This window comes from Streptomyces sp. SCA2-17 (genome assembly GCF_044336695.1).
Genome location: NZ_CP117521.1, coordinates 5,601,267 through 5,619,811, shown reverse-complemented (window position 1 = coordinate 5,619,811; position 18,545 = coordinate 5,601,267). Strand labels below are relative to the sequence as shown.

The window sequence follows — 18,545 nt, the reverse complement described above, 5'->3', positions numbered from 1 at the left end:
GCTAGACCCGTTCGACTACGGTCGCGATGCCCATGCCGCCGCCCACGCAGAGGGTGACCAGGCCGTAGCGCTTGTCCTGGCGTTCGAGCTCGTCGATGACGGTGCCGAGCAGCATGGCGCCGGTGGCCCCGAGCGGGTGGCCGAGGGCGATGGCGCCGCCGTTGACGTTGATCCGGTCGAGGCCGATGCCCATCTCGCGGGCGAAGTGCAGCACCACGGCCGAGAACGCCTCGTTGACCTCGATGAGGTCGATGTCGCCGATGGTCAGGCCCGCCTTGGCGAGCGCCTTGCGGGTGGCGGGGGCCGGGCCGGTGAGCATGATGGTGGGGTCGGAGCCGGAGACGGCCGCGGAGACGATGCGGGCGCGCGGGGTCAGGCCGTGGCGCTCGCCGGTCTCGCGGTTGCCGATGGCGACGAGGGAGGCGCCGTCCACGATGCCGGAGGAGTTGCCGGCGTGGTGCACGTGGTCGATCTTCTCGACCCAGTGGTACTGCTGGAGGGCCACCGCGTCGAAGCCGCCCGCTTCGCCGATCGCGGCGAAGGAGGGCTTGAGCCCGGCGAGGGTCTCGACGGTGGTGCCGGGGCGCGGGTGCTCGTCCCGGTCGAGGACGACGAGGCCGTTGCGGTCGCGCACGGGGACCACGGAGCGGTCGAAGCGGCCGTCCTTCCAGGCGGCTGCCGCGTTCTCCTGCGAGCGGGCGGCGAAGGCGTCCACGTCGGTGCGGGTGAAGCCGCCGAGGGTCGCGATGAGGTCGGCGCCGATGCCCTGGGGCACGAAGTTGACGTCGATGTTCGTCATGGGGTCGTTGAACCAGGCGCCGCCGTCGGAGCCCATCGGCACCCGCGACATCGACTCCACGCCGCCGGCGAGGACGAGGTCCTCCCAGCCGGAGCGGACCTTGGCGGCGGCCATGTTGACGGCCTCCAGGCCCGAGGCACAGAAGCGGTTCTCCTGGACCCCGGCAACGGTGTCGGGCAGCCCGGCGGCGATGGCCGCGATCCGGGCGATGTCGGAGCCCTGGTCGCCCAGGGGGCTCACGACGCCGAGCACGACGTCGTCGATCGCGGCCGGGTCCAGGCCGGGGAGGCGGCGCCGGAGCTCGTGGATGAGGCCGACGACGAGGTCGACGGGCTTGGTGCCGTGCAGGGCGCCGTTGGCCTTGCCGCGGCCGCGCGGGGTGCGGATCGCCTCGTATACGTACGCTTCGGTGCTCAAGGTCGTGGGCCTTTCGGGGCGGGGGCTGGGGGCGGGACTGCCGGCGGGTTGCCGGCGGGCGGATCAGGAGAGCAGGGAACGGCCGATGATCTCCTTCATGATCTCGGTGGTGCCGCCGTAGATCGTCTGGATCCGGCCGTCGGTGTACGCCTTCGCGACCGGGTACTCGCTCATGTACCCGTACCCGCCGTGCAGTTGCAGACAGCGGTCGGCGACGCGCTTCTGCAGCTCCGTCGCCCACCACTTGGCCATGGAGGCGTGCACCGCGTCGAGCGTGCCGGCCGCGTGCTCGGCGATGCAGCGGTCCAGGAACGCGCGGGTCACGGCGCACTCGGTGGCCATCTCGGCGATCTCGAAGCGGACGTGCTGCAGCTTGGCGAGCGGGCGGCCGAACGCCTCGCGCTCCTTGACGTACGTGGTGGTGATCTCCAGCAGGTGCTCGGCGGCGGCGATGCCGGCCACGGCGATGTTCATCCGCTCCTGGGCGAGGTTGGTCATCAGGTGGACGAAGCCGCCGTGGAGCTCGCCCAGGAGGTTCTCCTTGGGCACGCGGACGTCGTGGAAGAACAGCTCGGCGGTGTCCTGCGCCTTCTGCCCGATCTTGTCGAGGTTGCGGCCGCGCTCGAAGCCCGCCATGCCGCGCTCCACGACGAGCAGGCTCAGGCCCTTGGCCCCGCCCTCGGGCGTCGTGCGCGCCACGACGACCACGAGGTCGGCGAGGATGCCGTTGGAGATGAAGGTCTTGGAGCCGTTGAGGAGCCAGTGGTCGCCGCGGTCCTCGGCGGAGGTGCGGATGCCCTGGAGGTCGGAGCCGGCGCCCGGCTCCGTCATCGCGACGGCGGTGATGATCTCGCCCGTGCAGAAGCCGGGCAGCCAGCGGCGCTTCTGCTCCTCGGTGGCGAGCCCCGTCAGGTACGGCCCGACGATGTCGTTGTGCAGCCCGACGGCGAGGCCGGCGGCGCCGGCGCGGGTGAACTCCTCGGTGAGCACGGCGCTGTAGCGGAAGTCGGTGGAGCCGCCGCCGCCGTACTCCTCGGGCACGGCGATCCCGAGCAGGCCCTGGCGGCCCGCCGCCCGCCACGCCTCGCGCGAGACGATGCCGTCGTGCTCCCACTGCTCGTAGTGCGGGGCGACCTCCTTGGCGAGGAAGGCGCGGACGGTGCCGCGGAAGGCCTCGTGGTCGGCGGTGAAGATCTGGCGCTTCATCTGTGCGGGCCCTTCGGGAGCGAGTCGAGGCTGGGGACGTCCCAGTCCCGCGCCACCGCGGCGGTGTCCGCGCCGGGCCGGGCCGGCGGGCGCCGCACGGAGCCGGGGGTGGCCGAGAAGCGCGGGGCGGGGGCGGGCTGGGTGAGGCCCTCGTGCTCCACGAACGTGCCGCGGGCCGCGAGGTGGGGGTGGGCGGGGGCCTCGCGCAGCGACAGCACGGGGGCGACGCAGGCGTCCGAGCCCTCGAAGACGGCCGTCCACTCGGCGCGGGTGCGCTCCCGGAAGCGGGCGGCGATGGCGGCGCGCAGCTCGCCCCAGCGGGCGGGGTCCTCGCGGGCGGGGGCCGTCTCCGGCAGGCCGAGGAGCTCCATGAACTGCACGTAGAACCGCTGTTCCAGCGCGCCGACCGCCATGTGCCCGCCGTCGGCGGTCTCGTACGTGCCGTAGAAGGGGGAGCCGCCGTCGAAGAAGTTGGCCTCGCGCCGGTCCTGCCAGGCGCCGGCCGCCAGCATGCCGTGGAGGAGCGCGGTCAGGTGCGCGGTGCCGTCGACGATGGCGGCGTCGACGACCTGCCCGGCGCCGCCCGCGCGGGCGTGGTGGAGGGCGGCGAGGACGCCGACGACGAGGTAGAGGGCGCCGCCGCCGAAGTCGCCGAGGAGGTTGGCGGGGAAGGCGGGCGGGCCGTCGGCCGGGCCGGACAGGCCGAGGGCGCCGGTGACGGCGATGTACGCGATGTCGTGGCCGGCGGTGTCGGCGAGGGGGCCGTGCTGGCCCCAGCCGGTCATCCGCCCGTACACGAGACGGGGGTTGCGGGCAAGGCACGCGTCGGGGCCGACGCCGAGCCGCTCGGCGACGCCCGGCCGGTAGCCCTCGATGAGCACGTCGGCCCGGGCGGCGAGGTCGAGGACCGCGCGGCGGCCGTCCTCGGTCTTGAGGTCGGCCGTCACCGAGCGCTTGTTGCGGTTGGTGACGTCGCGGGACGGGGCGATGTGCAGGCCCGGCCCGTCCGGCCGGTCGACGCGGACGACGTCCGCCCCGAGGTCGGCCAGCAGCATGGCGGCGAACGGGCCCGGCCCGATGCCCGCGAGCTCGACCACGCGCACGCCGCTGAGCGGACCGCCGGCCGCCGTCCCGGTCATCCGGACCCCCTGTGCGTCGGTGACACAACCTCTTGCGGCACAACCCTGCGACTGTGACACAACTGCTGTAACACTCGCGATGCTAAGAACAGGTTCCAGTTTTCACAAGACCTCATCTCAGGTCGCTCCAGCTCGCCTCAGCGGGCGTCGAGCTCCGCGACGAGCCGCTTCGGGGCGATGGTCCGGTAGCTCTCCTCCACCCAGTCGCACAGCACCTCCGCCGGGGCGCTCTCCCCGGTGAGCGGGACCGACACCCAGCCGTGCCGGCCGAGGCCGTAGCCCGTGGGCGTCGCGCCGGGGACGGCCAGGGCGTGACCGTGCACCTCCTCGTCCTTGAGCTTGACCGCGATGCCGGGCGACTCGGTGTTCCCCTCGGAGCCGAGGAAGACGAAGATCTTCTTGTTGACCTTGACGACGGCGTCCTCCTCCCAGGGGAACTCCTCCGCGGTGCCCGGCAGTGAGAGCGCGAATTCCCTGACCTTCGCGCGGGCCTTGAGGGGAACGGACAGGGCCATGGGTGCCTCCGGAGTGGGCGCGTGCGCCGCGTTGCTGTGGTGCCTCGTCGTCCGTACACGCTAGCCCGCGGGTCCGACATCGCCCGGGATCCCGGTGGCCCCGTCCGGGGTCACAGCAGGCCGGCCCGCGCCAAGTGCTGCCGCACGGCGTCCACGGCCTCGCCGGACAGGGGGCGCTGCGGCGCGGCCGTCGCCGGGCAGCCGATGACGCCGAGCAGGTGCAGGGCGGCCTTGAAGCCGCCCAGGGCGGACGCGGTCGGGCTCATGCCGGTGAGGTCGCCCGCCTCGGCCAGCGCGAACAGGGCCGCGAGCCGGTCCTGTTCGGCGGCCGCCTCGGCCCAGCGGCCGGCCCGGGCGTGCTCGTACAGCTGTACGTAGCCGGCCGGGTCCACGTTGCCCAGTCCGGGGACGACACCGTGGGCACCCGCCAGCAGGGCCGCGTCGGCCGCCAGTTCGGACCCGGTCAGGACGGCGAACGTGCCGTCCAGGCCGCGGCGGCGGAGCTCGACGAGGAGGCGGCGCAGCGCGCCGAGGTCGCCGCTGCTGTCCTTGAGCCCGGCGGCGGTCCCCTCCTCGGCCAGGGCGAGGAGGGTCCCGGCGTCCAGCTTGGTGTGCACGAACTGCGGGATGTCGTACGCGAGGAGCGGCAGCCCGGCACCCTCGCGGATGCGGCGGAAGTGGTCCCGGACCTCCACCGGATGGGTCGTCACGTAGAAGGGCGCGGTGGCGACGAGCGCGTCCGCGCCCAGAGCCGCGGCCGCGCGCGCGTGGTCCAGGACGCGGGCGGTGGTCATGTCGATGACCCCGGCGAGCACGGGCACCCGGCCGGCGACCGCGTCGACGGCGGCCCGCAGCGCGGTGCGGCGCCGGGCGTCGCTCAGGCAGGCGGTCTCCCCGCTGGACCCGAGCACGAACACGCCGTGCGCGCCGGCCGCGAGCACGTGCTCCACGAGGGACCCCAGCGAACGGGTGTCGACCTCGCCCGACGGGGTCAGCGGCGTGCAGAGCGGCGGGACGACACCGGACAGGGGAACGGGCAGACCCATGGCGACCGCCTTTCCGGCGCGACGGGGGTGCGCCGAACTCTCGGAGGGTGCGAGCTCAGTATGTCGGCGCCGTGCACCGCCGTGGGGCTGCTCTGCCGGCAAGGCAGGGCGCGCCCGCCCTTGCGGCCCGCCGCTTCAGCCCGCCACCAGCCCCTTCAGGGCCCGGCGGCACAGGGCGTCCGCGGCTCGTGTCGTCTCCGGGAGGCGGTAGGCCCGGGCCAGGGCGAGGGTGTGGGCGACGGCGTTGTCGAGGGTCGTGCGGTGGCCGACCGAGACGAAGACCGGTTTGACGCCGGGCCGGGTGCGCAGGGCGCGACCCACCTCCTCGTCGCCGTCGAGGAGGGGCGAGGTGTCGCCGCGGTGGGGTCCGGGGGCGTCGTAGCGGAAGGTGAAGGGGGTCTTGGCGACGCCGATCGTGGGCAGGCCCGTCACGACGCCGAGGTGGCTGGCGAGGCCGAAGCGGCGGGGGTGGGCGAGCCCGTAGCCGTCGCAGACGACCAGGCCGGGGGTGACGCCGAGCCGGTCCAGGGCGGCGAGCACGGTGGGGATCTCGCGGAAGGCGAGCAGCCCGGGGACGTACGGGAACGCGACCCGGCCGACCACGGTCGCCTCCTCGACGACGCGCAGGGTGGCGGTGTCCAGGGCGACGGCGGCCGCCACGACGACGTCCCGCTCGTCGTCGTAGGCGACGTCGACGCCGGCGGCCACGAGGGGCTCGCCGGGCGGCGGGCCGGGTTCGCCGAGGACGACGCGGCCGCGCAACTCGTCCTGGAGGGCGGTCGCTTCCGCCTCGGTGGTGGGCCAGCCGGGCGGTACGACCGCCGGTTCTGCCGGTTCTTCAGCGCTCATTGTGCGGCCCACCGTACCCGGCCCGTAGGCTGGTGATCATGTTCGTACTGGAGCTGACCTACATCGCGCCGATCGAGCGCATCGACGCCGCCCTTCCCGAGCACGTGGCCTGGCTGGACGCGCACTACGCGTCCGGGGTCTTCATCGCCTCCGGGCGCAAGGTGCCGCGCGACGGCGGCATCATCCTCGCCCTCGGGGACGACCGGAAGAAGATCGAGGAGATCACGAAGAGCGACCCGTTCACCGTGGCGGGCGTGTGCGAGTACACGATCACCGAGTTCATCCCGACGAAGACGGCCCCCGCGCTGGAGGACTACCGGCAGGAACTGCCCTCCTGACCCCGGCCGCCGCCGGGGCGGAGGCTACCCTTCCGGGCGTGCGGTGAGCCGGGCGATCCGCCCCTTCTCCCCCGCGGCCCAGCAGCCGCCGTCCGGCGCGCAGTCCACGGTGTCGTACGAGCCGGCGTCGAAGCCGTGCCAGGTGCGGCCGCCGTCCGTGGTGACGTCGCTGCCCGTCGGGCCGACGGCGAGCGCCGTAGTGCGGCTGCGGGGCAGCCAGGCGACGCCTGAGCGGTAGCCGCCGGGCGGCCGGGCGGCCGGGGCCCAGGTCGTGCCGCCGTCGCCGCTGGCGGCCGCGGCGCGCTCGGAGGGCTGCCCGGCGCGGTAGTCGCCGCCGACGGCCAGTCCGTGCGCCCGGTCGCGGAAGGCCAGGCCGAAGACGCCGCGCGCGGGGTCGCCGGCCGGTACGGGCGTGCCCGTGGCGCTCCAGGTGCGGCCGCGGTCGGCGGAGTGCAGGACGCGGGACGACGCGGCGCCGCCCGTCGCGATCCAGGCGTCGCGGCCTCCGGCCCGGGCGCCTGCGGTCACCACGCACTGGCCGCTCGCCGCGAACGCCGCCTCTCCGGGGAGCGCCGCCGGCATGCCGGCGGTGGGCAGGACGCGCCAGCTGCGGCCGCCGTCGCCGGTCGCGAGGATACGGAACCTGCCGTCCACGGGGTCGCCGAGCGCGATGCCGTGGCGGGCGTCGAAGAAGGTCAGGCAGTCGTAGAACGCCTTCGGGTCGGCGTTACGGAACGTCTCCGTCCAGGTGGTGCCGCCGTCGTCCGTGCGGAAGACCCGGGAGGCTTCGCCCTCGCCGATGGCCAGGACGACGGCGCGGCGCGCGTCGAACGCCTCCACGTCGCGGAATTCGAGGGCCGCGGCGCCGGGTGGCGAGACGTTTCGCCAGGTGCGTCCTCCGTTACGGGTCAGCAGGACGGTGCCCTTCGTGCCTGCGGCCCAGGCGGTGGACCGGCTGACGGCCGCGAGCCCTCGGAAGCGGGCGTCGCTTCCGCTGTCCCGGCGCTCCCACGCGGGGGCCTTGCCGGCGGCTCGGGCGGGGGTGGTGGCGGTGCCCGCGAGGGCGAGTGCGGTGCCGCACAGGGCGGCGGCGAGGGTGCGTAACGTCATGAACGTCCGTCTCATGACGGGGCAAGCTAGCAGTTGCGGGATGGGCTGCGCCCGGCTCCGGGGAAGTCCGGCACCGCCGGACAGCCGTGTTCGTGGTTGCGCGCCGTTGCGGCGGGAGATGGCGCCCGCCGCCGCCGGGGCTCCCTGCTGAGAGAGTCGGGAGTCGTCCAACGTTCATCCTTTTGGCCGGGGCGGAGTGGCTGTACGGGCGATCCGTCGGTCCCCCGGCGCGCCTAGCGTGAAGCGCATGACGCCGACATCCGTGCTGCTCGCCCCCGTCCGCGCCGCCCGGGTCGACCGTGCCGTTCCCCGGGGCCGGCGGCGCCGGGCCCGGGGGTGGTTGCTGGCAGGGCTCTGCGGGCTGTGGTTGCTGGAGGGGCGGCTGTTGTCCCGGGGGGCCGTCTATCCGGGGCAGACCGGCGGCCACCACGCCCACCTCGTGGTGTGGATCGCCGGGCTGCTGGTCGCCGCGTGCGTGCTGCCCTGGGCACCCCTCGCCCGGCGGGCCGCGGCGGCCGTGGGCGTGTCCTGGTCGGCGACCGGATACCTGATGGCGGCCGGCCTGCACCTGCCCATATGGGGGCTGACGGAGAGCGCCGCCCTGCTCATCCTGCTCGGTGTCGTGGCGTGGCGGGCGCCCGTGCGGGCCGCCGTGCCGGCGGGTGTCGCCCTGGCCGCCGGGGTCCTGGTGGCCCCGGTGCGCGACACGGGCGTGCCGGGCACGGCCGTCGTCGTCTACGCCCTCATCGTGGCGGGGGTGACGTCGGCCGGCCTGTGTCTGCGCTACCGGGACTCCGAGCGCGCCCTGGCCGTGGCCGCCGCGCGCGACGCGGAACGCCTGGAGCTGGCGGGCGAGCTGCACGACTTCGTGGCCCACCACGTCGCCGCGATGACCCTGCTGGCCAAAGCGACCCGCACCGTGGCCGAGGACGAGCGGGTCGCCGCGTCCCTGCGGGACATCCAGACGGCCGGCGACGAGGCGCTGACCTCGGCCCGGCGGCTGCTGCGCGTCCTGCACCAGGACGCGGCCCACCGCGCGCCCCTGCCCGGCCTGGACGGGGTGCGGGAGCTGGTCGACGACTTCCGCCGTACGGGGCGGGGGCCCGTGCGGGTCGACCTGCACGTCGACCCCGGCTTCGGCGCCGGGCTGCCCCCGGAGCTGGCCGCGTCCGTGCACCGGATCGTCGCCGAGGGGCTGGCCAACGTGGCCAAGCACAGCCCGGACGCGTCGGCGGTGCGCGTGACGCTGCGCGAGGCCGAGCGGGGCCTGTTCGTGTCGGTGCGCGACGACGGGCCCGCGGGGCAGCCGGCGCAGTGCTCGCCGGAGGACACCGGCGGGCTGGGTCTGGTCGGGCTGTCGGAGCGGGCGGACGCGCTCGGCGGGTCCCTGGCGGCGGGTCCGGTTCCCGGCGGCGGCTGGGAAGTACTGGCGGTTTTGCCGGTGCAACAGTGAGCAGAGAGGCTACAGAGCAGGGATTTGATGGCTGATACGGCAGTTGTCTTGCCCAATCCAAGGGACGTGATGCAGGTCACGCTCAAATCATGTGCACTGCAGCGATCGAACCGCCGTCTCTCCTGACGGCGTCTCTCCGGTGGGCGGCCCCTCCGGGGCCGGCCACCGCAGGAGAACCGCACCACCGCAAGGCCCCGCACTACCGCAGGACCCCGTACCACCCGCAAGGCCCCGCACCACCGCAACGAACCGCACCACGTCACAGCGATCGCGAGGGAGCACGCGTTGTCCACTGTCATCGACCAGGCTGTCCAGGCACGGCTCATTGCGTCGGCCCCGCAGGACCGCGCCGTCCCGGCGCAGTTGCGCTACGAACCCTCCGATCCCTTCGCCGTGCACATCGGTTTCCCGGCCGCGGCCTCCCTCGACGGGGCGGACGTGGCATGGGTCTTCGCCCGTGAGACGCTCGCCTGCGGCCTGATCGCACCGACCGGAGGCGGTGACGTGCACGTGTGGCCGTGCGGGCCGGACCGCACGGTGCTGGAGTTCCACGCCGTCGAAGGCGTGGCCATGGTGCAGATCGACACGTCGGAGCTGCGGCGCTTCCTCGCCCGCTCCTACGCGCTGGTGCCGGCCGGCAGCGAGGGCGGGCACCTGGACGTGGAGGGAGACCTGGCCGCGCTGCTGCGGGACGCGTGACGCCTGACGCCGGCGGAGGGGCGTCAGGGAACGTACGCGTCAGGGGGTACGTACAACGGCAGGAGTACGTACTGCATCAGCGGTACGCAGCGGCGGTACGAGCGCGTGGACGTACGCGTCACGGTACGTACGCCGTCCAGTCGGTCCCCGGGAGCTTGTGGGGGTGCCAGGTGCGGGCGTACGGCGGGAGGTAGGCGTCGGCCGGGTCGTAGAGGACGGCCATGGGCATGCGGCGCGCGGTACGGGCCAGGGCGGCGTCCGTCGTGGACCGGTTGTTGCCCATGGTCTGGGCGGAGGCGCAGCCCGCCGCGTAGGCGATGGGCTGCGCCCGCGGGCCCGTGACCGTGCACGGTGCGGACAGGCCGAGGCGCCGCAGGCCCTCGGCGGCGCGCTGGTAGCGGACGGCGGTGTCCCGGGCGTCGGCGGTGTTGACGCGCAGCTCCTTGAGCTGCACCGAGAGGTGGGCGGCGAGGACCGCGCACAGCGCCGCGGCCACCGCCCACCGCGGCGGCCCGGCGCGGACGGCGGCCGGGGCGCGGGCCGCGAGGTCCGCCACGGGCAGGGCGAGCAGGGCGTAGGCGGGGAGCAGGAAACGGGGCGCGGAGTAGTCGAGCAGGAGCAGGTACGGGGCGGCGAGGGAGAGCGCGCAGGCGACGGGGAGCAGGACGGCGGCCCGCGTGCCCTTGCGCTCCCTCCGGAGGGCCAGGGCGCAGGCTGCCGCCACCAGGACAGGAAGCAACAGCCACCACAGGGAGTGCGTGACGGACGGGTTCGCGATGCGGCAAGGGCGGCACAGCTGGGGGCCGTTGAGGCTGCGGCGGGCGGCGGTCAGGCCCGCGCCGAGGTGCGCGCCCATGCCGCCCTCCGTGTCGCTGGAGTCGGCGAGCCGCCGCGCGATGCCGCCGAAGCGGACGTACGCCTCCACGGCCCACTGCGCGCCGCCCGCCGCGAGCCCGCCGAGGACGGCCGCGACGACGCGGAGGCGGCGCCAGGCCCGTACGGTCGCGCAGGCCGCGAGCAGGGGCAGGGCCAGCCAGACGGCGTCGGGGGCGCGGAGGAGCGCGGCGGCGGCGAGGGTGGCGGCGAGGCCGGCGAGGTTACGGCCCTCAGCACGCCGGCCGTCGGCGCTCCGGCCGGCAGCGCTCCCGCCGTCGGCGCCGCCGCGGGCGCGCAGGAAGAACCCGGTCGCGGCGACGGCGGCGAGGGCGATCCAAAGGTTCGGCATCACCTCGGGCCCGCTGAGGACCGTGATCCACAGCCCGGCGAACAGGGCCGCCGCGAGCGCCGTACGGCCCCTGCCGAGCAGGGGCCGCCAGACCGCGAAAGCCCCGTACAGGGCTGCCGACGACAGCAGCACCAGCGTCACGCGCAGGGCGGGGGTGGACGCGGTGAGTGCCACGGCCGGTGCGGCGAGGAAGCTGATGCCGCGCGAGCGCGGGGCGCTGAAGTACGCCGCCGGGCTGCGCGGGTCGACCTGGGAGAGGTAGACGCTCTCGTCCCAGCCGAGGTCCATGTGCGCGACGGCGTAGCACAGTTGCAGCACGGCGAAGGCGGCGGCCACGGCCGCGAGGGGCGGAACGGTGCGGCGCATGCCCCTGCTTCTCATGCCCCTCTTCTACCGCATCCGGCTGTGAGCCGTTGTCCCGCGTCCGGCTACGGCCGGGCCGCGGACGCCCTCTCGTACGACGCGGCGATCTCCTCCTCCGCGGCGGCGCGGTCGGCCCAGCGGGCGCCGTCGTCCACGGATTTGCCGGGTTCGAGCTCCTTGTACACCTCGAAGAAGTGCTGGATCTCCAGCCGGTCGAACTGCGGGACGTGCCGCAGGTCCCTGACGTGCTCGTGGCGGGGGTCGCCCGCGGGCACGCACAGCACCTTGTCGTCCTCGCCCTGCTCGTCACGCATGCGGAACATCCCGATGGCCCGGCAGCGGATGACGACCCCCGGGAACGTGGGCTCGCCGGCGAGGACGAGGGCGTCGAGGGGCTCGCCGTCCGCGCCGAGGGTCCGCTCGATGTAGCCGTAGTCGGCGGGGTAGCGGGTCGAGGTGAACAGCAGCCGGTCCAGCCGGATGCGGCCGCGGTCGTGGTCCATCTCGTATTTGTTGCGGCTGCCTTGCGGGATCTCCACGACGACGTCGAACTCCACGGGGCACCTCCGGAGGGGGTCGGCCGGGCGACGGGCCCCATCGTGTCGCGCTTCCGGCGGGGTGGCCATACCTCCTCACGGAGGGCACTCCCCGGCTACTCCGGCTCCGCCATCCCCGCATGCGTCAAGCACCGCCGCGCCCCCGGCACCCCGGCGCTGCCCCGCACCGTGATCGTGGTTGCCCGCTCCCTCCGGTCCGGGGTGAGGCGGCTCAAGGTCACCACGCCCGCCGTGGCGAGGCCGCTGGCCACGACCGCGAGGAAGCCGCCCGCCACCCCGTAGCGAAAGGTTTCGCCGAGCACCGTCATACCGACGGCCGCGGCGACCACGGGGTTCACGATCGTCACCGTGGCGAGCGGCGCGGCCAGGCCCGCGCCGCGGTAGGACGCCTGGGACAGCAGCAGGCCCGCCGAGGCGAGGACGGCGATGGCGAGGAGCGTGAAGACGAGGGAGCCCGCCTTGTGCGAGGTCCAGTCCTGGGCGGCGGCCTTGGTGAAGACGGAAGCCATGCCGAACGCGGCGCCGGCGGCCGCGGCCAGCACCACTCCCCGGACGACGGCCCGCCGCGCCCAGCGCGCGCCGAGCACCAGAACCGCGGCCGCGGCCGGCACCGCGGCCGCGAGGAGGGGCCGCTGCGCGGCGTCGAGGGTTTCGGCGTGCGGCGGCCGGGTGAGGGCCAGGAGCCCGGCGAGACCGGTGGTCGCGAGGAGGGCGCCGCGCCATCCGGCCGGGCCGACGGGTCTGCGGGCGAACGCCGCCGCCATGGGCAGCGCGAAGACGATCGTGAGCGCGCCGAGCGGCTGGACGAGGCTCAGCGGCCCGTACGCGAGCGCCACGACGTGCAGCCCGGCGCCGAGCCCGGTCAGGGCGACCGCGCCCCACCAGCCGGGCCGCCGCAGCGGGCCGCAGGGGCCGTCCGCCGTCGTGGCGGCGACCCGCTCCTGGACGACGGCCGCGCCCGCGTACGCCACTGCCGACACCAGGCAGAGCAGGACCGGCAGCAGGAGCGCACTCATGCCCTCCACGATGCCTCGCCGCACCGGATCCGTCGTCGTACCGGAGGACGGATCTGCGCCTCATCCCAGCGGAGTACGGGATACCTGAGACGTACGGGCGGAGCAGGTCACCGAGCAGGTCACCGGCGTCCGGCCGCCATCGCCAGGAGCAGCCGGCCCGCTGCCGCCCGTGGTTACTCCCGCGGGAGTAGCAACCGCCCCGTTGCACCCGGCGGATTAGCTTCCGCTTCGGTCTGCGGGCCGACGCCCCGGGCGTTTCGCGCCGGAACCCTGGAAGGGTCAGCGAATTCCGGCTTCGAGGAGGCGGCGAGCACCATGGCCCCGGCGGCGGACACGCAGCAGAAGGAGGGCCGGGAGCGACCGGCCCGCGAAGGCAAAGCGAGGCGGCGCGCCCTCCCGTGGGCGGTGATCGCCTTCTGGATCGTGATCCTTGCGGTCACGGCACCCTTCGCCGAAAAGCTCAGCGGCGCCGCACGGGACCGTCCCGTGGACTACCTCCCGGCCAGCGCCGAGTCCACCCGGGTCGAGCACCTGTTGCAGAAGCTGCCGGGCGGCAACACCTCGGACGCGCTGCTGGTGTACCACCGCGACGGCGGGCTGCGGCCGGCCGACACCAAGGCGGCGCAGGAGCACCTGAAGAAGATCGCGGGGCGCTACGAGGTGCGCGGCGGCGACAAGGCGCCCACCGTCGTGTCCAAGGACGGCGCCACGTCGATGACGGCGCTGTCGGTGAGCGGCCTGGAGGACGCCGCCGCGCAGGGCAAGGCGGTCGACGGGATCCGGGACATCGTCAAGGAGGACAAGCCCGGGGGCCTCAAAGCCGAGGTCGGCGGGCAGGTCGCCCTGATGTCCGATCAGAACGAGGTCTTCCAGTCCATCGACGGCGTCCTGCTGCTGGGCACCGCGGGCGTCGTGGCGGTGCTGCTGATCCTCATCTACCGCAGCCCGTTCCTGTGGCTGGTGCCCCTGGGGGTGGTCGGCGTGGCGGCCTCGGCCGCGATGGCCGGCGTCTACGGACTGATCAAGGCGTTCGACCTGACGGTGACGACGATGAGCACGTCCGTGATGACGGTGCTCATCTTCGGCGCGGGCACCGACTACGCGCTGCTGCTGGTGGCCCGCTACCGGGAGGAGCTGCGCCACGTCGAGCAGCCCTACGACGCGATGCGGTCCGCGATCCGCGGCTGCGGCGCGGCCGTCCTCGCCTCGTCCGGCACGGTGGTGGCGGGCCTGATGTGCCTGATGGCGGCGGATCTCAACAGCAGCAGCGGCCTGGGCCCGGTCGGCGCGGTGGGCGTCTTCTGCGCGCTGGCGGCCATGATGACGCTGCTGCCCGCGGTGCTGGTGCTGCTGGGCCGGCGCGTGTTCTGGCCGATCGTGCCGGTGTACGGGACCGAGGCGCCGCACCGGCGCTCGCTGTTCGCGGCGATGGGCAACTCCGCCGCCCGCCGCCCGGGTCTGGTGCTGCTGTGCGGCGTCGCGGCGCTCGTCGCCCTGTCGGTCGGCGCGGTGAAGCTGCCGGGCACCCTGAAGCAGGAGGACGCGTTCCTCAACAAGCCCGACTCGGTCAAGGCGATGGCCACGGTCGCGGACGCGTTCCCCGACGCCAGCAGCCTGCCGATCACGGTGGTGACGCGTACCCCGCAGGCGGCCGGGGTGGAGAAGGCGGTCAAGGGCACGAAGGGCGTGGCCACGGTGCAGCCGGGCCGCAGCGGCGAGGAGCGCACCGAACTCCAGGTGTTCGCCGTGGCGAAGCCCGAGTCGGCCGGCGAGAAGAAGACCATCAGCGCGCTGCGCGGTGCGGTGCACGACGTCAAGGGCGCGCAGGCGATCGTCGGCGGCCCCACGGCGCAGCAGATGGACCTCGACACCACCAACGCCGACGACCGCCGCAAGGTGATCCCGCTGGTGCTGGTCGCGGTGATGATCGTGCTGATCGCGCTGCTGCGCAGCCTGGTGGCGGCGGCGGTGCTCGTGCTCGCGGTGATCGCCTCGTGGGGCGCGGCGATGGGGCTCAGCGGCCTGGTGTTCGGGCCGGTGCTGGGCTACGAGGGGCTCGATCCGAGCCTGCCGCTGCTGACGTTCGTCTTCCTCATCGCGCTCGGCGTCGACTACGGCATCTTCCTGATGCACCGGGCGCGTGAGGAGCGGCTGAAGGGGGCGGGGCCGGAGGAGGCGGCGCTCACGGCGCTGCGCACGACGGGCGGGGTCATCACGTCCGCGGGCGTCGTGCTGGCGGCCACGTTCGCCGTGCTGGCGACGCTGCCGCTGGTGGCGCTGGTCGAGATGGGCTTCATCATCGCGGTCGGCGTGCTGCTGGACACCTTCCTGGTCCGTACCTATCTGGTCACCTCCGCAAGCCTGTTGCTGAAGAGGTGGATGTGGTGGCCCGGGAAGCTCTCCCGGGGTTCCATGGAATCGTGATGCCGTCCCGGGACCCGGTTACCCCCTTGATCGCACGACTGCTGCTGCCGCGGCACGAGATCTCCCGCCGCAGCGTCCTGGTGCAGGACTTCGGCATAGCGCTGACCGTGCTCGCCGTGCAGAGCGTGCTGTTCGTCGCCACCTCACGGCGGTCGCTGGACCTCCCGGGCTGGGCCCTCCTCACCGGCGCCGCGCTGTCGCTGACGGCGCGGCGCCGGGCGCCGTGGCTCACGGTGGTCGCGGTGGCCTGCATGAACGGCCCGTTCTACCTGTTCGGTTACCCGCGGGCGGCGGTGCTGCCCGCGGGCCTGGTGGCGCTGTGCACCCTCGCCGTGGTGGGGCCGCCGCGCCGCAGCTTCCTGACCCTGGGCGGCATCTACGGCGTGGCGACGGCCGTGATGCTGGCCCTGGGCAAGGCCCACGAGATCCTGCCGACGCTGGTGAGCGCGGGCTGGATCGCCGACGTCGTCCTGATCGGTGAGGCGGTGCGCCTGCACCGCAACTACGTGGGGGCGATCGTGGAGCGCGCGGAGCGCGCCGAGCGCACGCGCGAGCGGGAGGCGGCGCGCAGGGTCGCGGAGGAGCGCGTGCACATCGCGCGCGACCTCCACGACCTGCTGGCGCACAGCATCACCCTGATCGGCGTGCAGACCGCGGTCGCGGCCCACGTCCTGGTCGCCGACCCCGAGCGGCTGGACCGCACGGCGCTCGCCAAGGCGCTGGACGGCATCGCCGACACGTGCCGCGACGCCCGCGCGGAGCTGCGCGCGACGCTGGAGGTGCTCCGCGGGAACGACGCGGCCGCGTACGGTCCGCTGCCGGGGCTCGACGGGCTTCCCGACCTGGCGCGGGCCGCGGAGGCGGCGGGCGCGCGGGTGAGCCTGAAGGTGCACCTGGGCGGGCCGGTGGAGACGGCCGCGGAGCGCAACGGACAGGCCCCCGAGCGCAACGGACACGCTGCCGGTGCCGCCGCAACCGCCGTGCTGGCCCCGGCGGTCGGGGCCGCCACGTACCGCATCGTGCAGGAGGCACTCACCAATGCGGTCCGCCACGGCGGGCCCGCGGTCCGCGTCTGGGTGACGGTGGCGCGCGGCGAGGGCGACGGCGCCCTGCGGGTCACCGTGCTCGACGACGGCGGCGCGGAGGCGCCGGGGCGGGCCGCCGTGCCGGGGAACGAGCCGAACGGCACCGGCGGTTACGGCATCGTCGGCATGCGCGAGCGCGCCCGCAGCGTCGGCGGCGGGTTGCAGGCCGGTCCGCGGCCGGGCGGCGCCGGGTTCGCGGTCTCCGCCGTCCTGCCGGCCGCCCCCGCGGACGGAGCCGCCCTCCAATGAGCCCGAGACCCTCCCCCGCGCACCGACGCGTGCGCGCACCAGCGGAACGACCCGCGCAGAAACGACCCGCCTCCCCGCGGGGCGCGGGTCCCCACCCGAAGGATGGCCGATGACAGCAGCACCGAGTCCGGCGGCACCGTGCTCCCGTGGAGGGAGGGTCCGCCGATGAGCACGCAGATGAGCACGCAGCAGCCGATCCGGGTCCTGCTCGCCGACGACCAGCGGCTCGTCCGCTCCGCCTTCGCCATGCTCGTGGACACCGCCCCGGACATGGAGGTCGTGGGCGAGGCGGGCACGGGCCGGCAGGCCGTCGAGCTGGCCCGGACCGCCCGCGCCGACCTGGTGGTGATGGACATCCGGATGCCGGACCTGGACGGCATCGAGGCGACCCAGCGCATTGCTGCCGACGAGGACATGGCGGGCGTGAAAGTGCTCGTCCTGACGACGTACGACACCGACGAGTACGTCATCGACGCGCTGCGGGCGGGCGCCTCCGGATTCCTGGTGAAGGACACCCGGCCGGCGGCGCTCCTGGAGGCGATCAGGACCATCGCCGCCGGGGAGGCGCTGCTGTCGCCCGGCCCGACCTCGCGGCTGATCGCCCGGGTGCTGCGGGCGCCGCGGGCGGACATCCCGGCGAGCTTCGTCACCAACGGCCTGGCGGTGCTGTCGGTGCGCGAGCGCCAGGTGCTGACCCTGGTGGCCCGGGGCCTGAACAACGCCGAAGTGGGCGATGTACTGGGCCTCAGCCCCTTGACCGCCAAGACCCATGTCAGCCGCATCATGGGCAAGTTGTGCGCCCGCGACCGGGTGCAGCTGGTCATCGCCGCGTACGAGGCGGGCCTGGTGTCGCCGGGCTCGGCGCCGGGCGGCGCCCCGGGGAACGGCGTCCGCCCTTCCTGAAGCCGGGCTGAAGAAATCGGACACTTCCCCTACGCCGCGCTGCCGAGCAGGGCGCCGCGGCACCGTCCTCCGTGTGTTGACGCCACGTTGAGCCGGGCGGCCACGCGCCTCAATGAACGTACGGGGCGGCCGCCCGGCTCCGCCATCCGTTGAGGGCGGAAAGGGGCCGGGGGATGGATGACGCCAGTTGTTCCGCGTTGCGAGGATTGGGCGCCGAAAGGGGGAAAAGCCGGTACCGGCTTCTGTTCTGATCTCCGGCGGAAACCGCTGTGTGGGGGAATTTCGTGCAAATTGAAATACTCGGTCCGGTGCGCGTCAGCGCTGCGGAGAGGAGCAGTGACATCCGGGCCGGCAAGGTCCGGTCCATGCTCGCGACCCTCGCCCTCCGGGCGGGGCGGGCGGTGTCGCACCTGGAGCTCGTCGACGAGCTGTGGTGCGGTTCGCCCCTCGGCAATCCCCGGAACGCCCTGCAGGCGCAGGCGACCAGGGTGCGCAAGGTACTGGAGGCACACACGCCGATGCACCGCACGACCGTCCTGCGGTCCGTACCGAACGGCTACCTGCTGGACGTGGCGGCGGAATGCGTCGACGCCAACAGATTCCTCGATCTCGCCTCTCGCGGCGGAGCCGCGCTGACCACCGACCCCGAGCGGGCGGCGAGGTTGCTCGAGACCGGCCTGCGGCTGTGGCGCGGCCCGGCACTGTTCGACGCCGGGGAGGGGCTGCGGTGCGCGAGCGCCGCGACCCTCTTCGAGGAGCGCCGGCTGACCGCGTGGGAGGACCTGGTGAGCGCCCGCCTGGTGCTGGGGCACAACACCCAGGTGATCGCCGAACTGCAGCAGCTCGTCGCGCAGCACCCGCTGCACGAGCGGTTCTGCGAGCTGCTGATGCTCGCGCTGTACCGGTCGGGGCGGCAGAGCGAGGCCCTGGAGCGGTTCCGGCTCACCCGGAAGCGGCTGGACGAGCAGCTGGGCATCCAGCCGGGTGCCGGGCTCCAGCGCCGGCACGCCGAGATCCTCGCCCAGGATCCCGGGCTGGCCCGGCCGGACGCGCTGGCGCCCGCCCGCCGGGTCACCTCGGGCGTCTGAGGCCCGGCTGCCGGTCTCGCGCCGGATCGCTGCTGTTCCCGCCGTTGCGGCAGGCACATCCGCT

17 protein-coding genes are annotated in these 18,545 nt (G+C 74.4%); 7 read left to right on the top strand and 10 right to left on the bottom strand.

The genetic code is table 11. The features are described from left to right. Nucleotide 1: 1 nt before the first annotated feature. From PS271_RS25280 to PS271_RS25255, 6 genes are all read right to left on the bottom strand, one after another. Nucleotides 2-1,216, bottom strand: a complete 1,215-nt coding sequence (locus PS271_RS25280; RefSeq protein WP_398384881.1) for an acetyl-CoA C-acetyltransferase — start codon at nt 1,214-1,216, stop codon at nt 2-4. A gap of 63 nt (nt 1,217-1,279) precedes the next feature. Further along, entirely contained in the window at nt 1,280-2,422 is a 1,143-nt protein-coding gene (locus PS271_RS25275) for an acyl-CoA dehydrogenase family protein (protein WP_398384880.1), read from the bottom strand. Beyond that, nucleotides 2,419-3,561: a CaiB/BaiF CoA transferase family protein gene (locus tag PS271_RS25270; RefSeq protein WP_398384879.1), complete on the bottom strand. Its 1,143-nt coding sequence runs from the start codon at nt 3,559-3,561 to the stop codon at nt 2,419-2,421. Before PS271_RS25270 ends, PS271_RS25275 begins: the two co-directional genes overlap by 4 nt. A 137-nt stretch (nt 3,562-3,698) precedes the next feature. Continuing rightward, nucleotides 3,699-4,076 (bottom strand): MmcQ/YjbR family DNA-binding protein, encoded by a 378-nt coding sequence (locus PS271_RS25265; protein ID WP_398384877.1) that lies wholly within the window; start codon nt 4,074-4,076, stop codon nt 3,699-3,701. A gap of 110 nt (nt 4,077-4,186) precedes the next feature. Continuing rightward, nucleotides 4,187-5,122 (bottom strand): dihydrodipicolinate synthase family protein, encoded by a 936-nt coding sequence (locus tag PS271_RS25260; protein ID WP_398384876.1) that lies wholly within the window; start codon nt 5,120-5,122, stop codon nt 4,187-4,189. A 135-nt stretch (nt 5,123-5,257) separates the two neighbouring features. Next, entirely contained in the window at nt 5,258-5,971 is a 714-nt protein-coding gene (locus PS271_RS25255; protein ID WP_398384875.1) for an endonuclease V, read from the bottom strand. Nucleotides 5,972-6,009: 38 nt separating this feature from the next. Here PS271_RS25255 and PS271_RS25250 point away from each other — a divergent pair, with 38 nt between their 5' ends. Then, nucleotides 6,010-6,309 carry a YciI family protein gene (locus PS271_RS25250; protein ID WP_398384874.1) on the top strand — a complete coding sequence of 100 codons (300 nt, stop codon included), beginning with the start codon at nt 6,010-6,012 and terminating at the stop codon, nt 6,307-6,309. A gap of 24 nt (nt 6,310-6,333) precedes the next feature. Here PS271_RS25250 and PS271_RS25245 read toward each other — a convergent pair whose 3' ends face one another. Continuing rightward, nucleotides 6,334-7,419 (bottom strand): WD40/YVTN/BNR-like repeat-containing protein, encoded by a 1,086-nt coding sequence (locus PS271_RS25245; protein ID WP_398384873.1) that lies wholly within the window; start codon nt 7,417-7,419, stop codon nt 6,334-6,336. A 247-nt stretch (nt 7,420-7,666) separates the two neighbouring features. On the opposite strand from PS271_RS25245, the gene PS271_RS25240 reads away from it, so the two are divergent. Then, entirely contained in the window at nt 7,667-8,872 is a 1,206-nt protein-coding gene (locus PS271_RS25240; RefSeq protein ID WP_398384872.1) for a sensor histidine kinase, read from the top strand. 285 nt (nt 8,873-9,157) lie between these two features. Then, nucleotides 9,158-9,571 (top strand): spore wall synthesis regulator SsgD, encoded by a 414-nt coding sequence (ssgD, locus tag PS271_RS25235; protein ID WP_120758471.1) that lies wholly within the window; start codon nt 9,158-9,160, stop codon nt 9,569-9,571. Between the two features lie 118 nt (nt 9,572-9,689). On the opposite strand, the gene PS271_RS25230 is transcribed toward ssgD, so the two are convergent. The 3 genes from PS271_RS25230 to PS271_RS25220 form a co-directional block, all read right to left on the bottom strand. Continuing rightward, nucleotides 9,690-11,162 carry a hypothetical protein gene (locus tag PS271_RS25230; RefSeq protein WP_398384871.1) on the bottom strand — a complete coding sequence of 491 codons (1,473 nt, stop codon included), beginning with the start codon at nt 11,160-11,162 and terminating at the stop codon, nt 9,690-9,692. Nucleotides 11,163-11,224: 62 nt separating this feature from the next. After that, complete coding sequence (locus PS271_RS25225; protein ID WP_398384869.1) at nt 11,225-11,716, bottom strand: inorganic diphosphatase; 492 nt, start codon at nt 11,714-11,716, stop codon at nt 11,225-11,227. 95 nt (nt 11,717-11,811) lie between these two features. Then, nucleotides 11,812-12,732 carry a DMT family transporter gene (locus PS271_RS25220; RefSeq protein WP_398384867.1) on the bottom strand — a complete coding sequence of 307 codons (921 nt, stop codon included), beginning with the start codon at nt 12,730-12,732 and terminating at the stop codon, nt 11,812-11,814. A 315-nt stretch (nt 12,733-13,047) separates the two neighbouring features. Here PS271_RS25220 and PS271_RS25215 point away from each other — a divergent pair, with 315 nt between their 5' ends. From PS271_RS25215 to PS271_RS25200, 4 genes are all read left to right on the top strand, one after another. Further along, on the top strand, nt 13,048-15,156 hold the full coding sequence (locus PS271_RS25215; protein WP_398384865.1) for an MMPL family transporter: 2,109 nt from the start codon (nt 13,048-13,050) through the stop codon (nt 15,154-15,156). Between the two features lie 26 nt (nt 15,157-15,182). Then, complete coding sequence (locus PS271_RS25210) at nt 15,183-16,490, top strand: histidine kinase (protein WP_398384864.1); 1,308 nt, start codon at nt 15,183-15,185, stop codon at nt 16,488-16,490. A gap of 165 nt (nt 16,491-16,655) precedes the next feature. Then, nucleotides 16,656-17,393, top strand: coding sequence for a response regulator (locus tag PS271_RS25205; RefSeq protein ID WP_398384863.1), 738 nt, complete (start codon nt 16,656-16,658; stop codon nt 17,391-17,393). Between the two features lie 308 nt (nt 17,394-17,701). Beyond that, on the top strand, nt 17,702-18,481 hold the full coding sequence (locus tag PS271_RS25200; protein WP_398384861.1) for an AfsR/SARP family transcriptional regulator: 780 nt from the start codon (nt 17,702-17,704) through the stop codon (nt 18,479-18,481). Nucleotides 18,482-18,545: the final 64 nt, after the last annotated feature.

Bases quoted from the DNA above. Each gene is read 5' to 3' on its own strand.
- PS271_RS25275 (WP_398384880.1), bottom strand. From the start codon at position 2,422: ATGAAGCGCCAGATCTTCACCGCCGACCACGAGGCCTTCCGCGGCACC.
- PS271_RS25270 (WP_398384879.1), bottom strand. From the start codon at position 3,561: ATGACCGGGACGGCGGCCGGCGGTCCGCTCAGCGGCGTGCGCGTGGTC.
- PS271_RS25265 (WP_398384877.1), bottom strand. From the start codon at position 4,076: ATGGCCCTGTCCGTTCCCCTCAAGGCCCGCGCGAAGGTCAGGGAATTC.
- PS271_RS25260 (WP_398384876.1), bottom strand. From the start codon at position 5,122: ATGGGTCTGCCCGTTCCCCTGTCCGGTGTCGTCCCGCCGCTCTGCACG.
- PS271_RS25255 (WP_398384875.1), bottom strand. From the start codon at position 5,971: ATGAGCGCTGAAGAACCGGCAGAACCGGCGGTCGTACCGCCCGGCTGG.
- PS271_RS25250 (WP_398384874.1), top strand. From the start codon at position 6,010: ATGTTCGTACTGGAGCTGACCTACATCGCGCCGATCGAGCGCATCGAC.
- PS271_RS25245 (WP_398384873.1), bottom strand. From the start codon at position 7,419: ATGACGTTACGCACCCTCGCCGCCGCCCTGTGCGGCACCGCACTCGCC.
- PS271_RS25240 (WP_398384872.1), top strand. From the start codon at position 7,667: ATGACGCCGACATCCGTGCTGCTCGCCCCCGTCCGCGCCGCCCGGGTC.
- PS271_RS25230 (WP_398384871.1), bottom strand. From the start codon at position 11,162: ATGCGCCGCACCGTTCCGCCCCTCGCGGCCGTGGCCGCCGCCTTCGCC.
- PS271_RS25220 (WP_398384867.1), bottom strand. From the start codon at position 12,732: ATGAGTGCGCTCCTGCTGCCGGTCCTGCTCTGCCTGGTGTCGGCAGTG.
- PS271_RS25215 (WP_398384865.1), top strand. From the start codon at position 13,048: ATGGCCCCGGCGGCGGACACGCAGCAGAAGGAGGGCCGGGAGCGACCG.
- PS271_RS25205 (WP_398384863.1), top strand. From the start codon at position 16,656: ATGAGCACGCAGATGAGCACGCAGCAGCCGATCCGGGTCCTGCTCGCC.